Annotated in this window: 19 protein-coding genes; all 19 read left to right on the top strand. The window is 40.8% G+C overall.

Annotated features, from left to right (window positions below; translation table 11 throughout):
- Positions 1-248 precede the first annotated feature (248 nt).
- The 19 genes from DSY56_RS02825 to yidD all read left to right on the top strand — a co-directional run bounded on the left by DSY56_RS02825 (position 249) and on the right by yidD (position 18,332).
- Complete coding sequence (locus tag DSY56_RS02825) at positions 249-1,442, top strand: O-antigen ligase family protein (protein WP_112443789.1); 1,194 nt, start codon at positions 249-251, stop codon at positions 1,440-1,442.
- A 687-nt stretch (positions 1,443-2,129) separates the two neighbouring features.
- Positions 2,130-4,109, top strand: a complete 1,980-nt coding sequence (locus DSY56_RS02830; RefSeq protein WP_061438704.1) for a peptide ABC transporter substrate-binding protein — start codon at positions 2,130-2,132, stop codon at positions 4,107-4,109.
- Positions 4,110-4,175: 66 nt separating this feature from the next.
- Positions 4,176-5,672, top strand: coding sequence for an ABC transporter permease (locus DSY56_RS02835; RefSeq protein WP_112443790.1), 1,497 nt, complete (start codon positions 4,176-4,178; stop codon positions 5,670-5,672).
- Positions 5,672-6,598 (top strand): oligopeptide ABC transporter permease OppC, encoded by a 927-nt coding sequence (gene oppC, locus DSY56_RS02840; protein ID WP_000103703.1) that lies wholly within the window; start codon positions 5,672-5,674, stop codon positions 6,596-6,598. The genes DSY56_RS02835 and oppC overlap by 1 nt, the downstream gene beginning before the upstream one ends.
- Positions 6,599-6,606: 8 nt before the next feature.
- Positions 6,607-7,674 carry an ABC transporter ATP-binding protein gene (locus DSY56_RS02845; protein WP_000159549.1) on the top strand — a complete coding sequence of 356 codons (1,068 nt, stop codon included), beginning with the start codon at positions 6,607-6,609 and terminating at the stop codon, positions 7,672-7,674.
- 10 nt (positions 7,675-7,684) lie between these two features.
- Positions 7,685-8,611 carry an ATP-binding cassette domain-containing protein gene (locus tag DSY56_RS02850; protein WP_112443791.1) on the top strand — a complete coding sequence of 309 codons (927 nt, stop codon included), beginning with the start codon at positions 7,685-7,687 and terminating at the stop codon, positions 8,609-8,611.
- A gap of 559 nt (positions 8,612-9,170) precedes the next feature.
- Positions 9,171-10,148: an ABC transporter substrate binding protein gene (locus DSY56_RS02860; protein ID WP_112443792.1), complete on the top strand. Its 978-nt coding sequence runs from the start codon at positions 9,171-9,173 to the stop codon at positions 10,146-10,148.
- A gap of 11 nt (positions 10,149-10,159) precedes the next feature.
- Positions 10,160-11,053 carry an ABC transporter permease gene (locus tag DSY56_RS02865; protein ID WP_112443793.1) on the top strand — a complete coding sequence of 298 codons (894 nt, stop codon included), beginning with the start codon at positions 10,160-10,162 and terminating at the stop codon, positions 11,051-11,053.
- A 12-nt stretch (positions 11,054-11,065) separates the two neighbouring features.
- Complete coding sequence (locus tag DSY56_RS02870) at positions 11,066-11,869, top strand: ABC transporter ATP-binding protein (protein WP_000157661.1); 804 nt, start codon at positions 11,066-11,068, stop codon at positions 11,867-11,869.
- Between the two features lie 296 nt (positions 11,870-12,165).
- Entirely contained in the window at positions 12,166-12,414 is a 249-nt protein-coding gene (locus DSY56_RS02875) for a YneF family protein (protein WP_000364990.1), read from the top strand.
- Positions 12,415-12,616: 202 nt separating this feature from the next.
- Positions 12,617-13,411 carry a glutamate racemase gene (gene racE / locus DSY56_RS02880; RefSeq protein ID WP_000370376.1) on the top strand — a complete coding sequence of 265 codons (795 nt, stop codon included), beginning with the start codon at positions 12,617-12,619 and terminating at the stop codon, positions 13,409-13,411.
- The gene (locus DSY56_RS02885) at positions 13,408-14,379 is read left to right on the top strand and encodes a nucleoside-triphosphate diphosphatase (protein WP_112443794.1); all 972 of its coding nucleotides are present in this window, start codon (positions 13,408-13,410) and stop codon (positions 14,377-14,379) included. The genes racE and DSY56_RS02885 overlap by 4 nt, the downstream gene beginning before the upstream one ends.
- Entirely contained in the window at positions 14,355-14,876 is a 522-nt protein-coding gene (locus DSY56_RS02890; protein ID WP_112443795.1) for a metallophosphoesterase, read from the top strand. The genes DSY56_RS02885 and DSY56_RS02890 overlap by 25 nt, the downstream gene beginning before the upstream one ends.
- Positions 14,873-15,334, top strand: a complete 462-nt coding sequence (gene cbpB / locus DSY56_RS02895; RefSeq protein ID WP_112443796.1) for a cyclic-di-AMP-binding protein CbpB — start codon at positions 14,873-14,875, stop codon at positions 15,332-15,334. Before DSY56_RS02890 ends, cbpB begins: the two co-directional genes overlap by 4 nt.
- Entirely contained in the window at positions 15,331-16,065 is a 735-nt protein-coding gene (xerD, locus tag DSY56_RS02900; protein ID WP_306416188.1) for a site-specific tyrosine recombinase XerD, read from the top strand. Before cbpB ends, xerD begins: the two co-directional genes overlap by 4 nt.
- On the top strand, positions 16,065-16,793 hold the full coding sequence (locus DSY56_RS02905) for a segregation/condensation protein A (protein ID WP_112443798.1): 729 nt from the start codon (positions 16,065-16,067) through the stop codon (positions 16,791-16,793). Before xerD ends, DSY56_RS02905 begins: the two co-directional genes overlap by 1 nt.
- Positions 16,794-16,811: 18 nt before the next feature.
- Positions 16,812-17,381 (top strand): SMC-Scp complex subunit ScpB, encoded by a 570-nt coding sequence (gene scpB, locus DSY56_RS02910; RefSeq protein ID WP_023933648.1) that lies wholly within the window; start codon positions 16,812-16,814, stop codon positions 17,379-17,381.
- The gene (locus tag DSY56_RS02915) at positions 17,368-18,090 is read left to right on the top strand and encodes a pseudouridine synthase (protein WP_001222228.1); all 723 of its coding nucleotides are present in this window, start codon (positions 17,368-17,370) and stop codon (positions 18,088-18,090) included. The genes scpB and DSY56_RS02915 overlap by 14 nt, the downstream gene beginning before the upstream one ends.
- Positions 18,090-18,332 carry a membrane protein insertion efficiency factor YidD gene (gene yidD / locus DSY56_RS02920; RefSeq protein ID WP_050230852.1) on the top strand — a complete coding sequence of 81 codons (243 nt, stop codon included), beginning with the start codon at positions 18,090-18,092 and terminating at the stop codon, positions 18,330-18,332. The genes DSY56_RS02915 and yidD overlap by 1 nt, the downstream gene beginning before the upstream one ends.
- Positions 18,333-18,356 lie beyond the last annotated feature (24 nt).

Raw genomic sequence — 18,356 nt, forward strand, 5'->3', positions numbered from 1 at the left:
TGTTTATGTTTTGTCATAGTAGACCTCGTTTCTAACTCAAACGTCTCACACTTAATTCCACCATAAAAATCCGTTTTAGACTAATTTCCACTTTGGTCAGGCAAGTGGAAGTTACTTTGAGAAGTTACAAAAATAGTTTTTTTATTTTAGTAAACGTTTCCCTTGTTTTCAAATTGCTAAAAAAGTGGTACAATATAGGATAGCTTACTATTATCTGAATCAACTGATTTGGAGAGAAAGGATTCATTTTGAAATCAATAGGCTTTATTGAAAAGCTGAAAGGGTTGTCTAGTAAAGAGCTGATTTTATTGGGAATTATCCTGAGTATCTTTTTGCCCTTTTATCTTTTTGTAGTTGTATTCTGTTTATATATTATCAGTTTGATTTTTACAGGAGACATGAAAAGTATTCTTCAGAAAATGGGGGAGCATCCGATGCTGCTTCTTTTTCTTGGCTATAGTACTGTTATATCCATTCTTGCACAAAATTGGATGGGTCTTGTGGCTTCAGTAGGAATGTTTCTGTTTGCTATTTTATTTTTGCACTATCAGTCGATTTTATCCCATAAATTCTTTCGCTTGATTTTGCAGCTCGTCTTGTTTGGTAGCGTCTTGTCAGCTGCTTTTGCGAGTTTAGAACATTTCCAAATTGTGAAGAAATTTAACTATGCTTTTCTTTCCCCCAATATGCAGGTCTGGCATCAGAATCGTGCAGAAGTGACCTTCTTTAACCCTAATTATTATGGAATTATTTGTTGTTTCTGTATCATGATTGCCTTCTATTTGTTTACAACGACCAAGTTGAATTGGTTGAAAGTATTCTGTGTGATTGCAGGCTTTGTGAATCTCTTTGGTTTGAACTTTACGCAAAATCGAACTGCCTTTCCTGCTATTATCGCTGGAGCCATTATTTATCTCTTTACGACCATTAAAAACTGGAAGGCCTTTTGGCTTAGTATTGGGGTCTTCGCGATTGGTTTGAGTTTCCTCTTTTCCAGTGATTTGGGAGTTCGGATGGGTACTTTAGACTCTTCTATGGAAGAACGCATTTCTATCTGGGATGCTGGGATGGCCTTGTTTAAGCAAAATCCTTTTTGGGGTGAAGGACCATTGACCTATATGCACTCTTATCCTCGGATACATGCTCCTTATCATGAACATGCCCACAGTCTTTATATTGATACGATTCTGAGTTACGGAATTGTGGGGACCATTTTATTAGTTTTGTATTCTGTTGCTCCTGTTCGCTTGATGATGGATATGAGTCAGGAGTCGGGGAAACGTCCGATTATCGGTCTTTATCTATCTTTCCTTACAGTGGTTGCTGTACACGGAATCTTTGACTTGGCCCTCTTCTGGATTCAGTCAGGTTTCATTTTCTTGTTAGTTATGTGCAGTATTCCATTGGAGCATCGAACTTTGGTATCGGACATGACAGATTAAGTTTTATAAGATTAAAATTCTTCTACCTTGGGTAGGAGATTTTTTATGCGATGGGCATGTTGTGCATCTGAGGTGTAAGTCCTCTGTAGGGATCCACTATCGGTGAATACAATAGCTCTCCCCAAGCCTGACTATCGTGAGGTAGTGGATTAAAATGGTCTGGGGATAGATCGTTTTAAGTCTGACGCAGGAAATAAGAATTGTCAGAGGAAGGGATAGCGAAATCGTGGCACTACTAACAGGAACGTGATAGCAAGGCGTATATAGTGGATAAGGTAGCGAGAAATTTTAAAGTATAAAAGATAGTCTTAATCTATATGTGTAAATCACGAAAGTAATTGAATTCGGAATAAGGTTGGTGTGAAAAAGATATAGTAAACGGAATCTTGAATACTAGAATGATACTTCTACAATATTGTTATAATTTAATTTGAATTCCAAAATCACATTGTTCAGTCTGTATTTCGTTTTACTATAGGTCTTCCTAAACTCCAAAGTTTCTGCGTCAAATTTCCTATTTTCGCTGTAGCCTTTGATACTTCGAACGACAATTTGAATCATATATTCAGAAAAAATGAAAAATTTGTGTTAATAAGCCTAAATATTCTGAAAATTCGTTTGATTTTTAATGGATAATGTGATATAATGGTTGTCAATCTATAATTCACATAAACAGAGGAGTAGAAAATGAAAAAAAGTCGTGTATTTGCTACGGCAGGTCTTGTTTTATTAGCAGCAGGTGTACTTGCAGCATGCAGTTCTTCAAAATCATCTGATTCATCAGCGCCAAAAGCTTACGGTTATGTTTATACAGCAGATCCAGAAACATTGGACTACTTAGTTTCAGGTAAACAAAGTACAAAGGTAGTAACTTCAAATGGTATTGATGGTTTATTTTCTAATGATAAGTATGGAAATCTTATTCCTGCAGTTGCAGAAAATTGGGAAGTGTCAAAAGATGGCTTAACCTACACTTATAAGATTCGTAAGGGTGTAAAATGGTTTACATCAGATGGTGAAGAATACGCTGAAGTGACTGCTAAAGACTTCGTAAATGGATTGAAGCACGCTGCAGATAAAAAATCACAGGCCATTTACCTAGCTGAAAATTCTGTTAAAGGTTTGGCGGATTACCTATCAGGGACTTCAACAGACTTTTCAACAGTTGGTGTTAAAGCGGTTGATGATTATACACTTCAATATACTTTGAACCAGTCAGAACCATATTGGAATTCTAAAATGGTTTATTCAATTTTCTGGCCTTTAAACGAAGAATTTGAAAAATCAAAGGGAAGCGATTTCGCTAAACCGACAGATCCAACATCTTTGCTCTACAATGGACCATTCTTGCTCAAAGCTTTGACTGCAAAATCTTCTGTGGAATTTGTAAAAAATGAGCAATATTGGGACAAAGAAAATGTTCATATAGACACTGTTACCCTAGCATACTATGATGGTTCTGACCAGGAATCGCTGGAACGTAACTTTACAAATGGAGCTTATAGTAAAGCTCGCCTTTTTCCTACTAGTTCTAACTATGCTAAAGTTGAAGAAGACTACAAAGATAATATCTATTATACCCAACCAGAAGCTGGAATTGCAGGTTTGGGTGTGAATATTGATCGTCAAAGTTACACTTATACTTCTAAGTCAACCGATTTAGAAAAAAACTCTACTAAAAAGGCATTACTTAATAAAGATTTTCGTCAAGCGTTGAACTTTGCCTTTGATCGTTCGTCATACTCTGCTCAAATAAATGGTAAAGACGGAGCTACTTTAGCAGTTCGGAATTTATTCGTGAAACCAGATTTTGTTTCAGCTGGAGAGAAGACTTTTGGTGATTTAGTTGCTGCTCAACTTCCTGCCTACGGAGATGAGTGGAAAGGTGTGAATTTAGCTGATGGTCAGGATGGTTTATTTAATGTTGACAAAGCTAAAACAGAATTTGCCAAAGCTAAGAAAGCTTTAGAAGCAGAGGGTGTACAATTTCCTATTCATCTGGATATCCCAGTAGACCAAACAGCCAAAAATTTTGTTGCACGTATTCAATCCTTTAAACAATCTATAGAGACGGTTCTTGGTGCTGAAAATGTCGTAATTGATATTCAACAAATGACAACTGACGAGTTGCATAATGTTACTTATTATGCTGCAAATGCTGCTGCAGAAGATTGGGATTTATCTGGAGCAGTTGGATGGAATCCAGACTTTGAAGATCCATCTACTTATCTTGATATTTTGAAATCAACCAGTGGTGAAACGACAAAATCTTACTTAGGGTTTGATAATCCAAATAGTTCTGCAGTAGTTCAAGTTGGTTTGAAAGAATACGATAAATTAGTTGATGAAGCCGCTAAAGAGACAAGTAATTTGAATGTACGCTATGAAAAATATGCTGCAGCTCAAGCATGGTTGACAGATAGTTCCCTCTTCATTCCTGCTATGGCTTCTACTGGAGCAGCACCAGTAATTTCACGAATTGTTCCGTTTACAAATGTGTTTGCACAATCTGGGGATAAAGGTTCGGAACTATACTTTAAATATATTCAATTACAAGATAAGGTTGTAACAAAAGAAGAGTATGAAAAAGCTCGTGAAAAATGGTTGAAAGAAAAAGCTGAATCAAATGAGAAAGCTCAAAAAGAATTGGCAAGTCATGTGAAGTAAATAATTTCTAATAGAACTTTCTCTCCATGAGGAGAAGGTTCTTTTGGGATTTTTAAAGGAAATAATATGAAAAAATATATTTTTATGCGTGTTTTGCGGTCATTGGTTTCGATTTTCTTAGTAACGACTTTGACCTACACGATTATCTATACCTTGGTTCCTCGAAAATTGATTTTCAAGCAGGATCCTAACTATAATAAAATTGCGACAACGGCTGATAAACGTGATAACTATGAAAATACTGTGTTTGAGCGTATGGGCTACATTGAGTATTACGATACTAAAGAGTTGCAAGAAAAGGCAAGTAGCATGGATTCTTCTGTAACAGTAGAGGCAAATGCGACCAATAAAGCTATTTATGAAAAGTACATCAATCAATTAGGTCATGGTTGGACTTTGGGAGAATTTACTGAAAGTGGTCAATTTTATGCTACTCGTGAAATTCCAATTTTTGAACGTGTTTTTCACTTCTATGCTAACTTGATTGACATTGACCATACAAATAAAATTCAAGACCCTGAAAACCCAGACTTGAAACGCTATCTTCGTTTTGAAAATGATCCAGCTATCGGATGGTCATTGGTCGGTTCGGGTACTAAACATAAATATCTCTTGTACTTCAACAGTCAGTTCCCATTTGTGCATCAAAATTTTGTGAATATCAATTTAGGTGACTCTTATCCAACCTATGCTAATACACCAGTTCTTCAGGTTATTACTCAAGGTCAAGGACAAACCAAAACTGCCCAAGTTCAGTTCCCAACAGGTAAGAAAACGTCTTCTGTGAATATTTACTCAAGAACCTACAAGTCACCTAGTCAGGCTGACTCTCGTGAAGTAGCTAGCTATGGGAAAGATGATCCTTACACAGCGACTGAAAGTAATTACCAATATCCATCTATGATTGTCAGCTCTGCTATTGCTGGTTTGATTGGTTTGGTGATTTCTTATGCGATTGCCGTGCCACTTGGTTCAGCCATGGCTCGTTTCAAGAACACTTGGATCGATAGCTTCTCAACAGGGGCTTTGACCTTCTTGATGGCACTTCCAACAATCGCCCTTGTTTATATTGTTCGATTGCTTGGTTCCTCAATTGGTTTACCAGATTCATTCCCTATCTTGGGAGCTGGAGATTGGCGTTCTTACGTTTTACCAGCAGTAATCCTTGGTTTGTTGGGTGCTCCTGGTACAGCCATTTGGATTCGTCGTTACATGATTGACTTGCAATCTCAAGACTTTGTTCGTTTTGCTCGTGCAAAAGGTTTGTCTGAAAAAGAAATTTCAAACAAACACATCTTTAAAAATGCCATGGTTCCGCTGGTTTCAGGAATTCCTGGTGCCGTTATTGGGGTTATCGGTGGTGCAACCCTTACTGAAACAGTCTTCGCCTTCCCAGGTATGGGTAAAATGTTGATTGACTCTGTAAAAGCATCTAATAACTCCATGGTCGTTGGTCTTGTCTTCATCTTTACATGTATTTCTATCTTCTCCCTTCTTTTAGGAGATATTTGGATGACCATTATTGATCCACGTATTAAATTGACTGAGAAAGGAGGCAAATAATGTCTACAATCGATAAAGAAAAATTTCAGTTTGTAAAACGTGACGATTTTGCCTCTGAAACTATTGATGCGCCAGCATATTCTTACTGGAAGTCAGTGTTTAGACAATTTATGAAGAAAAAATCAACTGTAGTTATGTTGGGAATATTGGTAGCTATCATTTTGATGAGTTTCATCTACCCAATGTTTTCTAAGTTTGATTTCAATGATGTCAGCAAGGTAAACGACTTTAGCGCTCGTTATATCAAGCCGAATGCTGAGCATTGGTTCGGTACAGACAGTAACGGTAAATCTCTTTTTGACGGTGTCTGGTTCGGAGCTCGTAACTCTATCCTCATTTCTGTGATTGCGACAGTGATTAACTTGGTTATCGGTGTTTTTGTCGGTGGTATTTGGGGAATTTCAAAATCAGTAGACCGTGTGATGATGGAAGTTTATAACGTCATCTCAAACATCCCATCTCTTTTGATTGTTATTGTCTTGACTTACTCAATCGGAGCTGGATTCTGGAATCTGATTTTTGCCATGAGTGTGACGACATGGATTGGAATTGCCTTCATGATCCGTGTGCAAATCTTGCGTTACCGTGATTTGGAATACAACTTGGCGTCACGTACTTTGGGAACACCAACCTTGAAGATTGTTGCTAAAAACATCATGCCTCAATTGGTATCTGTTATTGTGACAACCATGACTCAAATGCTTCCAAGCTTTATCTCATACGAAGCCTTCTTGTCTTTCTTCGGTCTTGGATTACCAATTACAGTGCCAAGTTTGGGTCGTTTGATTTCAGATTATTCACAAAACGTAACAACTAATGCTTACTTGTTCTGGATTCCATTGACAACCCTTGTCTTGGTATCCTTGTCCCTTTTCGTAGTTGGTCAAAACTTAGCGGATGCTAGTGATCCACGTACACATAGATAGGAGTAGAAATGACAAAAGAAAAAAATGTAATTTTGACTGCTCGCGATATTGTCGTGGAATTTGACGTTCGTGACAAAGTATTGACAGCCATTCGCGGCGTTTCCCTTGAACTAGTTGAAGGAGAAGTATTAGCCTTGGTAGGTGAGTCAGGATCAGGGAAATCTGTTTTGACAAAGACTTTCACAGGTATGCTTGAAGAAAATGGTCGCATTGCCCAAGGTAGTATTGACTACCGTGGTCAGGATTTGACAGCCTTGTCTTCTCACAAAGATTGGGAACAAATTCGTGGGGCTAAGATTGCGACTATCTTCCAGGATCCAATGACTAGTTTGGACCCCATTAAAACAATTGGTAGTCAGATTACAGAAGTTATTGTAAAACACCAAGGAAAGACAGCTAAAGAAGCGAAAGAATTGGCCATTGACTACATGAATAAGGTTGGGATTCCAGATGCAGATAGACGTTTTGATGAATACCCATTCCAATATTCTGGAGGAATGCGTCAACGTATCGTTATTGCGATTGCCCTTGCTTGCCGACCTGATGTCTTAATCTGTGATGAGCCAACGACTGCCTTGGATGTAACTATTCAAGCTCAGATTATTGATTTGCTAAAATCTTTACAAAACGAGTACCATTTCACAACAATCTTTATTACCCACGACCTTGGTGTGGTGGCAAGTATTGCGGATAAGGTAGCGGTTATGTATGCAGGAGAAATCGTTGAGTATGGAACTGTTGAAGAAGTCTTCTATGACCCTCGCCATCCATATACATGGAGTCTCTTGTCTAGCTTGCCTCAGCTTGCTGATGATAAAGGGGATCTTTACTCAATCCCAGGAACACCTCCGTCACTTTATACTGACCTGAAAGGGGATGCCTTTGCCTTGCGCTCTGACTATGCAATGCAGATTGACTTCGAACAAAAAGCTCCTCAATTCTCAGTATCAGAGACGCATTGGGCTAAAACTTGGCTTCTTCATGAGGATGCTCCAAAAGTAGAAAAACCAGCTGTGATTGCAAATCTCCACGATAAGATTCGTGATAAAATGGGATTTGCCCATCTGGCAGACTAGGAGGAAGGAAATGTCTGAAAAATTAGTAGAAATCAAAGATTTAGAAATTTCCTTCGGTGAAGGAAGTAAGAAGTTTGTCGCGGTTAAAAATGCCAACTTCTTTATCAACAAGGGAGAAACGTTCTCGCTTGTTGGTGAGTCAGGTAGTGGGAAAACAACTATTGGTCGTGCCATCATTGGTCTAAATGATACAAGTAATGGTGATATCATTTTTGATGGTCAAAAGATTAATGGTAAGAAATCGCGTGAACAAGCTGCGGAATTGATTCGTCGTATCCAGATGATTTTCCAAGACCCTGCAGCAAGTTTGAATGAACGTGCCACTGTTGATTATATTATTTCTGAAGGTCTTTACAATCATCATCTGTTCAAAGATGAGGAAGAACGTAAAGAGAAGGTTAAAAGTATTATCCGTGAAGTGGGGCTTCTTGCTGAGCACTTGACTCGTTACCCTCATGAATTCTCAGGTGGTCAACGTCAACGTATCGGTATTGCCCGTGCCTTGGTCATGCAACCAGACTTTGTTATTGCGGATGAGCCCATTTCAGCTTTGGACGTTTCTGTACGTGCCCAAGTCTTGAACTTGCTTAAAAAATTCCAAAAAGAACTTGGCTTGACCTATCTCTTTATCGCCCATGACTTGTCGGTTGTTCGTTTTATTTCAGATCGTATCGCAGTTATTTACAAGGGTGTTATTGTAGAGGTTGCAGAAACAGAAGAATTGTTTAACAATCCAATTCACCCATATACTCAAGCCTTACTTTCAGCGGTACCAATCCCAGATCCAATCTTGGAACGTAAGAAGGTCTTGAAGGTTTACGATCCAAGTCAGCACGACTATGAGACTGATAAGCCATCTATGGTAGAAATCCGTCCAGGTCACTATGTTTGGGCTAACCAAGCCGAATTGGCGCGTTACCAACAAGGGTTAAACTAATAATGGTTTTATAATTTCCATGTCAATTTTTATGGAAATTATAAACCTTTTTTTGTTGGACTGATTTGAAAAAACTTTGAAAGCGGCTTGAAAGAATTTTCGAAAAATTTTAAAAAATTCTGAAATATTCTTGACAGGTGATGAAAAAGGTGGTAAGATAGGAAACATCAAAAAAGAAAGCAGAAAAAGAAATGAATAAAAGACAAGCTGTAACAATGAATCAAAACTTTTACTTTAGCTACTTTAGATAGTGTTTGTAGACATGTCACCATGGATGCAAACAGTTCAAGCAATTTGTTTGTATCTATGTGGCTAAGATTTTTGATTGTGGTCCATATAGATGAATATCTAAATGGACTAGCAAAGTTATAACTTGTTAGATTTTTTCAAGCATCCGTTTAGGTATTATCTAGGCGGTTTTTTGTTTTATACTCTTCGAAAATCAAATTCAAACCACGTCAACGTCGCCTTGCCGTACTCAAGTACAGCCTGCGGCTAGTTTCCTAGTTTGCTCTTTGATTTTCATTGAGTATTATCTTTTCTGAGAAGGAGTTTCATTATGAAAGTTGTTCGAAAATTGCTAGCACCCCTCTTGGTAGTGGGGATCCTCTTAACCTCTCTGATCAGTTTGCATCAGTTGAAGGCAGATAAGAAAAAAGATGTATTTCGTATCGGTATTTCACAATTTATTACCCACCAGTCTCTAGACGCTACTAGAGAAGGTTTTGTGGATGAGCTGGGCAAGCAAGGTTATATTGAAGGGAAAAATATCGAGATTGATTTGCAAAATGCACAGGGAGAACAAAGAAATCTAAAAACGATTTCCCAGCAACTAGCAGAATCTAGTGATGTCGTTCTAGCTATCGCAACGCCTTCTGCTCAGAGCTTGGCTAATACAACACAAACGACACCGGTTATCTTTTCAGCGGTAACAGATCCTGTCAGTGCCAAGTTGGTTGAGTCAAGAGAACATCCTGGGGGCAATGTAACTGGGACAAGCGATCAGTCATCAGATGCCATTTCAACCCAAATCAATTTGATAAAGAAAGTGTTGCCAAAAGCTAAAACGATTGGAATCCTCTATACTCAGAGCGAGCCAAACTCAGTTGTCCAAAAGGATGAAGCTAAGCGCCTTCTGGAAGAAAAAGGCTTTACCGTTGTTGAAAAAACAGTCTTGGACAGTAACAACGTCAAGGCGGCAGCAGAAAGCTTGATGGCAGAGGTGGATATGGTTTTTGTACCAACGGATAATATCATTTCATCAACCATGGAAACAGTCAAGCAGGTTTCTATTAAACACAAGGTTCCAGTATTCGGTGGTTCAACAGAAATGATTGCTGTTGGCGGCTTGTATAACTACGGAACTAATTATGAAGAATTGGGAAGACAGACAGCTCGCATGCTGATTCGTGTTTTAAAAGGTGAGAAGCCAGAAAATATAGCAGTTGAGTTGCCTGAAAAACTGGAATTACATACCAATCAAGAAATGGCAGATGCATTGGGAATTGATATTAGTAAGTTAGAAGGCAAGGAATAAGGAGGTTTGAGATGAATTTTGTATTATCTAGTTTATCAGAAGGTTTGTTGTGGTCGATTATGGCTATTGGGGTCTACTTGACTTTCCGTATTTTGGATATTGCGGATATGACTGCTGAAGGAGCCTTTCCACTGGGGGCGGCTGTCGTCGTATCTCAGATACAGGGAGGGACAAATCCTTGGATTGCGACCGTACTTGCTGTGCTGGCAGGTATGGTAGCAGGTCTGGTATCAGGAATGCTCCACACCAAGATGAAAATTCCAGCTCTCTTGACAGGGATTGTGACCTTGACAGGGCTTTATTCAATCAATATTAAAATCATGGGAAGTGTGCCCAATCTTTCCTTGGGAGATTCTGCAACTGTCTTTAAACAGTTGGCTAGCTTGGGACTGACAAATGAAGAAGCTGTTTTCTCACTTAGTTTGGCCTGTCTATTACTTGTTTGTTTGGTCTTGACTCTTTTGATGAAAACAGAGATTGGCTTGGTCTTGCGTTCGACTGGGGACAATATTCCGATGAGTGAGGCCAATGGGGTCAATGTAGACACCATGAAGATTGTTGGTTACATGATTTCAAACGGCTTGATTGCCCTATGTGGTTCCTTGTTTGCCCAAAATGATGGATTTTCAGATGTGACTTCTGGGACAGGAACCATCGTTGTTGGTTTGAGTGCAGTGATTATTGCGGAAGTCTTGATACACGACTTGACCATTGGAGGCCGCTTATTATCCATCGGAATCGGTGCTATTGTATACCGTTTGATTATTTTAAATATCTATGAAATTCCAAATCTAGATCAAAACCTAGTTCGTCTCTTTAATGCAATTTTGCTAGCCTTAGTTTTATTTGCACCAGAATTGCAAAAGAGGTTAAAGATTCGTGGTCTGAAATTGAGAAATGAATAGGAGGAGAAAGTTATGGCAAGTTTGTTAACACTTGAAAATATTCACAAAACATTTGAAGCAGGGACGGTCAATGAGAACCATGTCCTCAAAGGATTAGATTTAGAAGTTGAAGAGGGAGATTTTATCTCTGTGATTGGTGGAAATGGAGCAGGGAAATCCACTTTGATGAATATCTTGGCTGGCAATCTATCGGTGGACGAAGGGGACCTTCTACTGGCAGGGAAATCCATTAAAAATCTGAGTGTAAGAAAGAGAGCTAAGGATATTGCCCGTGTTTTTCAAGATCCTAAGATGGGAACAGCTTCTCGTTTGACGATTGAGGAGAATATGGCTATTGCCTTGAGACGCGGGCAGAAGAGAGGGCTTGGTTGGGGCGTGAAGGAGAAGGATAGAATCCAGTTCCAAGAAGCCTTGAAAGAGTTGAATATTGGCCTTGAAAATCGCTTGAAAGTAGATACTCAATACCTTTCAGGAGGACAAAGACAGGCCTTGACCCTAGTCATGGCAGCCTTGGTGAAACCTAAGCTCTTGTTGTTGGATGAACATACTGCGGCACTTGACCCGAAAACTAGTCAAATGGTGATGGATTTGACGCAAAAGATTGTGGAACACCATCAGTTGACGACTTTGATGATTACCCACGATATGAACCATGCGATTGAGTACGGAAATCGTCTCATTATGCTCTATCAAGGCAAGATAGTGGTGGATGTAAAAGGAGAAGAGAAAAAGCATCTGACAGTTGAAGACCTCATGCATCTCTTCCAGAAAAATAGTGGCCAAAGTTTGGTCAGTGATGAATTGGTTTTGGGATAAAGAAAAAGGCTGAGATCTAGTGTCTCAGTCTTTTATTTCTTGCGTTTTGCAAAATCTCTTCAAACCACGTCAGCTCTATCTGCAACCTCAAAACAGTGTTTTGAGCAGCATGCGGCTAGCTTCCTAGTTTGCTATTTGATTTTCATTGAGTATAAACTCAGCAAGGAGCCCTCTTTTGCAGAAAAGAAGGGTTCTTTTTGCTGTCTATTCCCTCCCTGAAAGCGTAAAACAAACTAGTCAGGGTGGCTAGTTTGTGGTATAATGAAAGAGACTCAAAAAGAAACAGGAGAAAAATGATGGATTTACTTTTAGCAATTGTATTGATTGTGCTAGCTTTTCTAGGAGGAGCTCTTGGAGGAATGTACTTGGTTCGTAAGCAAATCGAAAAAGAATTTGCTGACAACCCACGTTTGAATGCTGAAGCAGTTCGTACTCTTTTGAGTGCAAATGGTCAAAAACCAAGCGAAGCTAAGGTACAACAAGTTTACCACCAAATCATCCGCCAACAAAAGGCAGCCCTTGCCAACAATAAAAAGAAAAAATAAATAAGGAAAAGTCTGGGATGAAAGTTCCAGACTTCTCACTATGTTGGCTATGGTTTAGGGATGAGACTTTTTCCTTGCATTCTATTGATATTTGATTATGATTAAGAGAGATAGTTGTTGATGAGGCTGTCATTATTCAGTTCATAAGGAACGGTAATCATAATGAACTATCAATCAGAAAAAAGACTAGAAAGAAGACTGTATGGATAATCGACCAATTGGTTTTTTGGATTCGGGTGTCGGGGGCTTGACCGTTGTGCGCGAGCTCATGCGCCAGCTTCCCCATGAAGAAATCGTCTATATTGGAGATTCGGCACGGGCGCCCTATGGTCCCCGTCCTGCTGAGCAAATTCGTGAATATACTTGGCAGTTGGTCAACTTTCTCTTGACCAAGGATGTTAAGATGATTGTCATTGCTTGTAACACTGCGACTGCGGTCGTCTGGGAAGAAATCAAGGCTCAACTAGATATACCAGTCCTGGGTGTGATTTTGCCAGGAGCTTCGGCAGCTATCAAGTCTAGCCAAGGTGGGAAAATCGGGGTCATTGGAACGCCCATGACGGTACAATCAGACATTTATCGTCAGAAAATTCATGATCTGGATCCAGACTTACAGGTGGAGAGTTTGGCCTGTCCCAAGTTTGCTCCCTTGGTTGAGTCGGGTGCTCTGTCAACCAGTGTCACCAAGAAAGTGGTCTATGAAACCCTGCGTCCCTTGGTTGGAAAGGTGGATAGCCTGATTTTGGGCTGTACCCATTATCCGCTCCTCAGACCCATTATTCAAAATGTCATGGGGCCAAAAGTTCAGCTCATTGATAGTGGGGCAGAGTGTGTACGGGATATCTCAGTCTTACTTAATTATTTTGAAATCAATCGTGGTCGCGATGCTGGACCACTTCATCACCGTTTTTACACAACAGCCAGCAGCCAAAGTTTTGCACAAATTGGTGAAGAATGGCTGGAAAAAGAGATTCATGTGGAGCATGTAGAATTATGACAAATAAAATTTATGAATACAAGGATGAACAGGACTGGTATGTCGGGTCCTATGGTATTTTTGGTGGCGTCCGGACGTTGACGGATGATGACTTGGATTTTCCTCTATTGGAGTTTGCCCAAAGATTTCGAGATGAGGATCGAGGTTTTCCTGTTTCTGTTACTGTTTTACGCTATGGTTCTCTCTACCGTTTATTGTCTTTTGTGGTAGATATCCTCAACCAAGAAATGGGACGAAATGTGGAAGTTATCCAACGTCAGGGGGCTTTGCTCTTGGTTGAAAATGGGCAACTCCTGCATGTAGAATTGCCTAAAGAAGGGGTCAATGTTCATGATTTCTTTGAGACAAACAAGGTCAGAGAAACCTTATTGATTGCGACTCGAAACGAAGGCAAGACCAAGGAATTTCGAGCTATCTTTGACAAGCTAGGCTACGATGTGGAAAACCTCAATGACTATCCTGACTTGCCTGAAGTAGCAGAAACAGGCATGACCTTCGAAGAAAATGCCCGTCTCAAGGCAGAAACCATTTCCCAATTAACGGGCAAGATGGTTTTGGCAGATGACTCAGGTCTCAAAGTCGATGTCCTTGGTGGCTTGCCAGGTGTCTGGTCAGCTCGTTTCGCAGGAGTGGGAGCTACTGACCGTGAAAACAATGCCAAACTCTTGCACGAATTGGCCATGGTCTTTGAACTCAAGGACCGCTCGGCTCAATTCCATACAACCCTAGTCGTAGCCAGTCCAAACAAGGAAAGCTTGGTTGTTGAAGCAGACTGGCCTGGCTACATTAACTTTGAACCCAAGGGTGAAAATGGCTTTGGCTATGACCCTCTCTTCCTTGTAGGAGAGACAGGCAAGTCCTCAGCTGAATTAACCCTTGAAGAAAAAAATAGCCAATCTCACCGTGCCTTAGCCGTTAAGAAACTTTTGGAGGTATTTCCATCATGGCAAAGCAAACCATCATTGTAATGAGCGATTCCCATGGCGATAGCTTGATTGTGGAAGAAATCCGTGATCGCTATGTGGGCAAAGTTGATGCCGTTTTTCATAACGGCGATTCTGAACTGCGTCCCGATTCTCCCCTTTGGGAAGGCATCCGTGTTGTTAAAGGGAATATGGACTTCTATGCAGGCTATCCAGAACGTCTGGTGACTGAGCTTGGATCGACCAAGATTATCCAAACCCATGGTCACTTGTTTGACATCAATTTCAACTTTCAAAAGTTGGACTACTGGGCTCAGGAAGAAGAGGCCGATATCTGTCTCTATGGTCACTTGCATGTGCCAAGTTCTTGGATGGAAGGCAAGACCCTCTTTCTAAATCCAGGTTCCATCAGTCAACCACGTGGTACCGTCAGAGAATGTCTCTATGCTCGTGTGGAGATTGATGACAGTTATTTTAAAGTGGACTTTTTGACACGAGACCATGAGGTGTATCCGGGCTTGTCCAAGGAGTTTAGCCGATGATTGCCAAGGAGTTTGAGACTTTCTTGTTGGGGCAAGAAGAAACTTTTTTGACTCCTGCTGAAAATCTAGCTGTGTTGATTGATACCCACAATGCGGATCATGCGACACTCTTGCTCAGTCAGATGACCTATACCCGTGTTCCTGTTGTAACAGATGAAAAACAGTTTGTTGGGACGATTGGGCTCAGAGATATTATGGCTTATCAGATGGAGCATGACTTGAGTCAAGAAATTATGGCGGATACGGATATTGTTCATATGACGAGAACGGACGTAGCGGTCGTCTCGCCTAATTTTACTATTACAGAGGTCTTGCACAAGCTGGTAGATGAGTCCTTCTTGCCGGTTGTGGATGCGTCTGGTATTTTCCAAGGGATTATTACGCGCAAGTCTATCCTCAAGGCAGTCAATGCCCTCTTGCATGACTTTAGTAAGGAATATGAGATTCGATGCAAATAAAAGACAGGATTTCAGACTTTTTAGAGGAAAAGCAGGGTCTGTCTGCCAATTCCAAGCAGTCCTATAGGTATGATTTGGAGCAATTTTTAGACATTGTAGGCGAGCGGATTTCTGAGACCAGTCTCAAGATTTACCAAGCCCAGCTAGTCAATCTAAAAATCAGCGCTCAGAAGCGAAAGACTTCGACCTGTAACCAATTTCTCTACTTTCTCTATCAAAAAGGAGAAGTGGATAACTTTTATCGTTTGGAATTAGCTAAACAAGCTGAAAAGAAGACCGCAAAGCCGGAACTGTTAGACCTAGACTCTTTTTGGCAAGAAAGTGACGTTCCAGAGGGTCGCTTGCTAGCGCTCTTAATTCTAGAAATGGGGCTCTTACCGAGTGAGATTTTAGCTCTCAAGGTTGAGGATATCAATCTGGATTTTCAGGTGTTGCGAATCAAGAAGGCTTCCCAACAGAGGATTGTTACCATTCCCACAACTTTGCTTTCAGAATTAGAGCCCTTGATGAGCCAGACCTATCTTTTTGAAAGGGGAGGGAAAGCCTATTCCCGTCAGTGGGCCTTTCGTCAGCTAGAGTCTTTTGTCAAGGAGAAAGGTTTTCCATCATTATCAGCTCAAGCCTTACGTGAACAGTTCATTCTAAGACAAATAGAAAACAAGGTCGATTTGTACGAAATTGCAAAAAAATTAGGATTAAAAACAGTCCTTACCTTAGAAAAATATAGATAATGGATATTAAATTAAAAGATTTTGAAGGGCCCCTGGACTTGCTCTTGCACCTGGTTTCTAAGTACCAGATGGATATCTACGATGTTCCTATCACAGAAGTCATTGAACAGTATCTAGCCTATGTCTCAACTCTGCAGGCCATGCGTCTGGAAGTGACAGGTGAGTATATGGTTATGGCCAGTCAGCTCATGCTGATCAAGAGCCGCAAGCTTCTTCCAAAGGTAGCGGAAGTGACCGATTTGGAGGATGACCTGGAGCAGGATCTCCTCTCTCAAATTGAAGAATACCGCAAGTTCAAGCTCTTGGGGGAGCACTTAGAAGCCAAGCATCAAGATCGGGCCCAGTATTATTCCAAAGCGCCGACAGAGTTGATTTACGAAGATGCGGAGCTTGTGCATGACAAGACGACCATTGACCTCTTTTTGGCTTTTTCAAATATCCTAGCCAAGAAAAAAGAGGAGTTTGCACAGAATCACACGACTATCTTGCGGGATGAGTATAAGATTGAGGACATGATGGTTATCGTGAAAGAGTCCTTGACTGGACGAGATCAATTGCGCTTGCAGAATTTGTTTAAGGAAGCCCAGAATCTCCAAGAGGTCATCACCCTCTTTTTGGCAACCCTAGAGTTAATCAAAACCCAGGAGCTGATCCTCGTGCAAGAGGAAAGTTTCGGAGATATTTATCTCATGGAAAAGAAGGAAGAAAGTCAAGTGGCCCAAAGCTAGACTTGATAGAGAGGAAAGATGAGTACTTTAGCAAAAATAGAAGCGCTCTTGTTTGTAGCGGGTGAAGATGGGATTAGAGTCCGCCAGTTAGCTGAACTCCTCTCTCTGCCACCGACAGGCATCCAACAGAGTTTAGAAAAATTAGCCCAGAAGTATGAAAAGGACCCAGATTCCAGTTTGGATCTGATTGAGACTGGGGGCGCTTATAGATTGGTGACCAAGCCTCAATTTGCAGAGATTTTGAAGGAATACTCTAAGGCACCTATCAACCAGAGTTTATCTCGGGCTGCCCTTGAGACCTTGTCCATTATTGCCTACAAACAGCCCATCACACGGATAGAGATTGATGCCATCCGTGGGGTCAACTCGAGTGGGGCTTTGGCAAAGTTGCAGGCCTTTGACTTGATACGAGAAGACGGGAAAAAAGAAGTGTTGGGTCGTCCCAACCTCTATGTGACTACAGATTATTTCCTAGATTACATGGGGATAAACCATTTAGAAGAATTACCAGTGATTGATGAGCTTGAGATTCAAGCCCAAGAAAGCCAATTATTTGGTGAAAGGATAGAAGAAGATGAGAATCAATAAGTATATTGCCCACGCAGGTGTGGCCAGTAGGAGAAAAGCAGAAGAGCTGATCAAGCAAGGTTTGGTGACGGTTAACGGCCAAGTGGTACGTGAACTAGCAACGACCATCAAGTCAGGCGACAAGGTCGAAGTTGAAGGCCAGCCTATCTACAACGAAGAAAAGGTCTACTATCTGCTTAACAAACCACGCGGTGTCATTTCCAGTGTGACAGATGACAAGGGGCGTAAGACTGTTGTCGACCTCTTGCCTAACGTGAAGGAGCGCATCTACCCTGTAGGTCGTTTGGATTGGGATACATCAGGAGTTTTGATTTTGACTAATGATGGGGATTTTACGGATGAGATGATTCACCCTCGTAATGAGATTGACAAGGTTTATGTCGCGCGTGTTAAAGGTGTGGCCAATAAGGATAATCTCCGCCCCTTGACCCGTGGACTGGAGATTGATGGTAAGAAAACCAAGCCGGCTGTCTATGAGATTCTCAAAGTGGATCCAGTCAAAAACCGCTCTGTGGTGCAGTTGACTATCCATGAAGGGCGTAATCACCAGGTTAAAAAGATGTTTGAAGCTGTCGGCCTTCAAGTAGACAAATTATCACGGACTCGTTTTGGACACCTAGACTTGACAGGACTCCGTCCGGGAGAATCCCGTCGTCTTAATAAAAAAGAAATCAGCCAACTACACACCATGGCTGTAACCAAGAAATAATGAAACGAATTTTGATAGCGCCTGTGCGCTTTTACCAACGGTTTATCTCACCAGCCTTTCCACCCTCTTGTCGCTTTGAGCCGACTTGTTCCAACTACATGATTCAGGCTATTGAAAAACATGGCTTCAAGGGTGTTTTGATGGGTTTGGCTCGAATTTTACGTTGCCATCCATGGTCGAAAACAGGTAAGGACCCCGTCCCAGACCATTTTTCCCTTAAACGGAATCAAGAAGGGGAATGAGGTTGGGCAAAAGGTTTTAATAAA

The organism is Streptococcus sp. 596553, from assembly GCF_900411395.1.
Taxonomy (GTDB): domain Bacteria; phylum Bacillota; class Bacilli; order Lactobacillales; family Streptococcaceae; genus Streptococcus; species Streptococcus mitis_BA.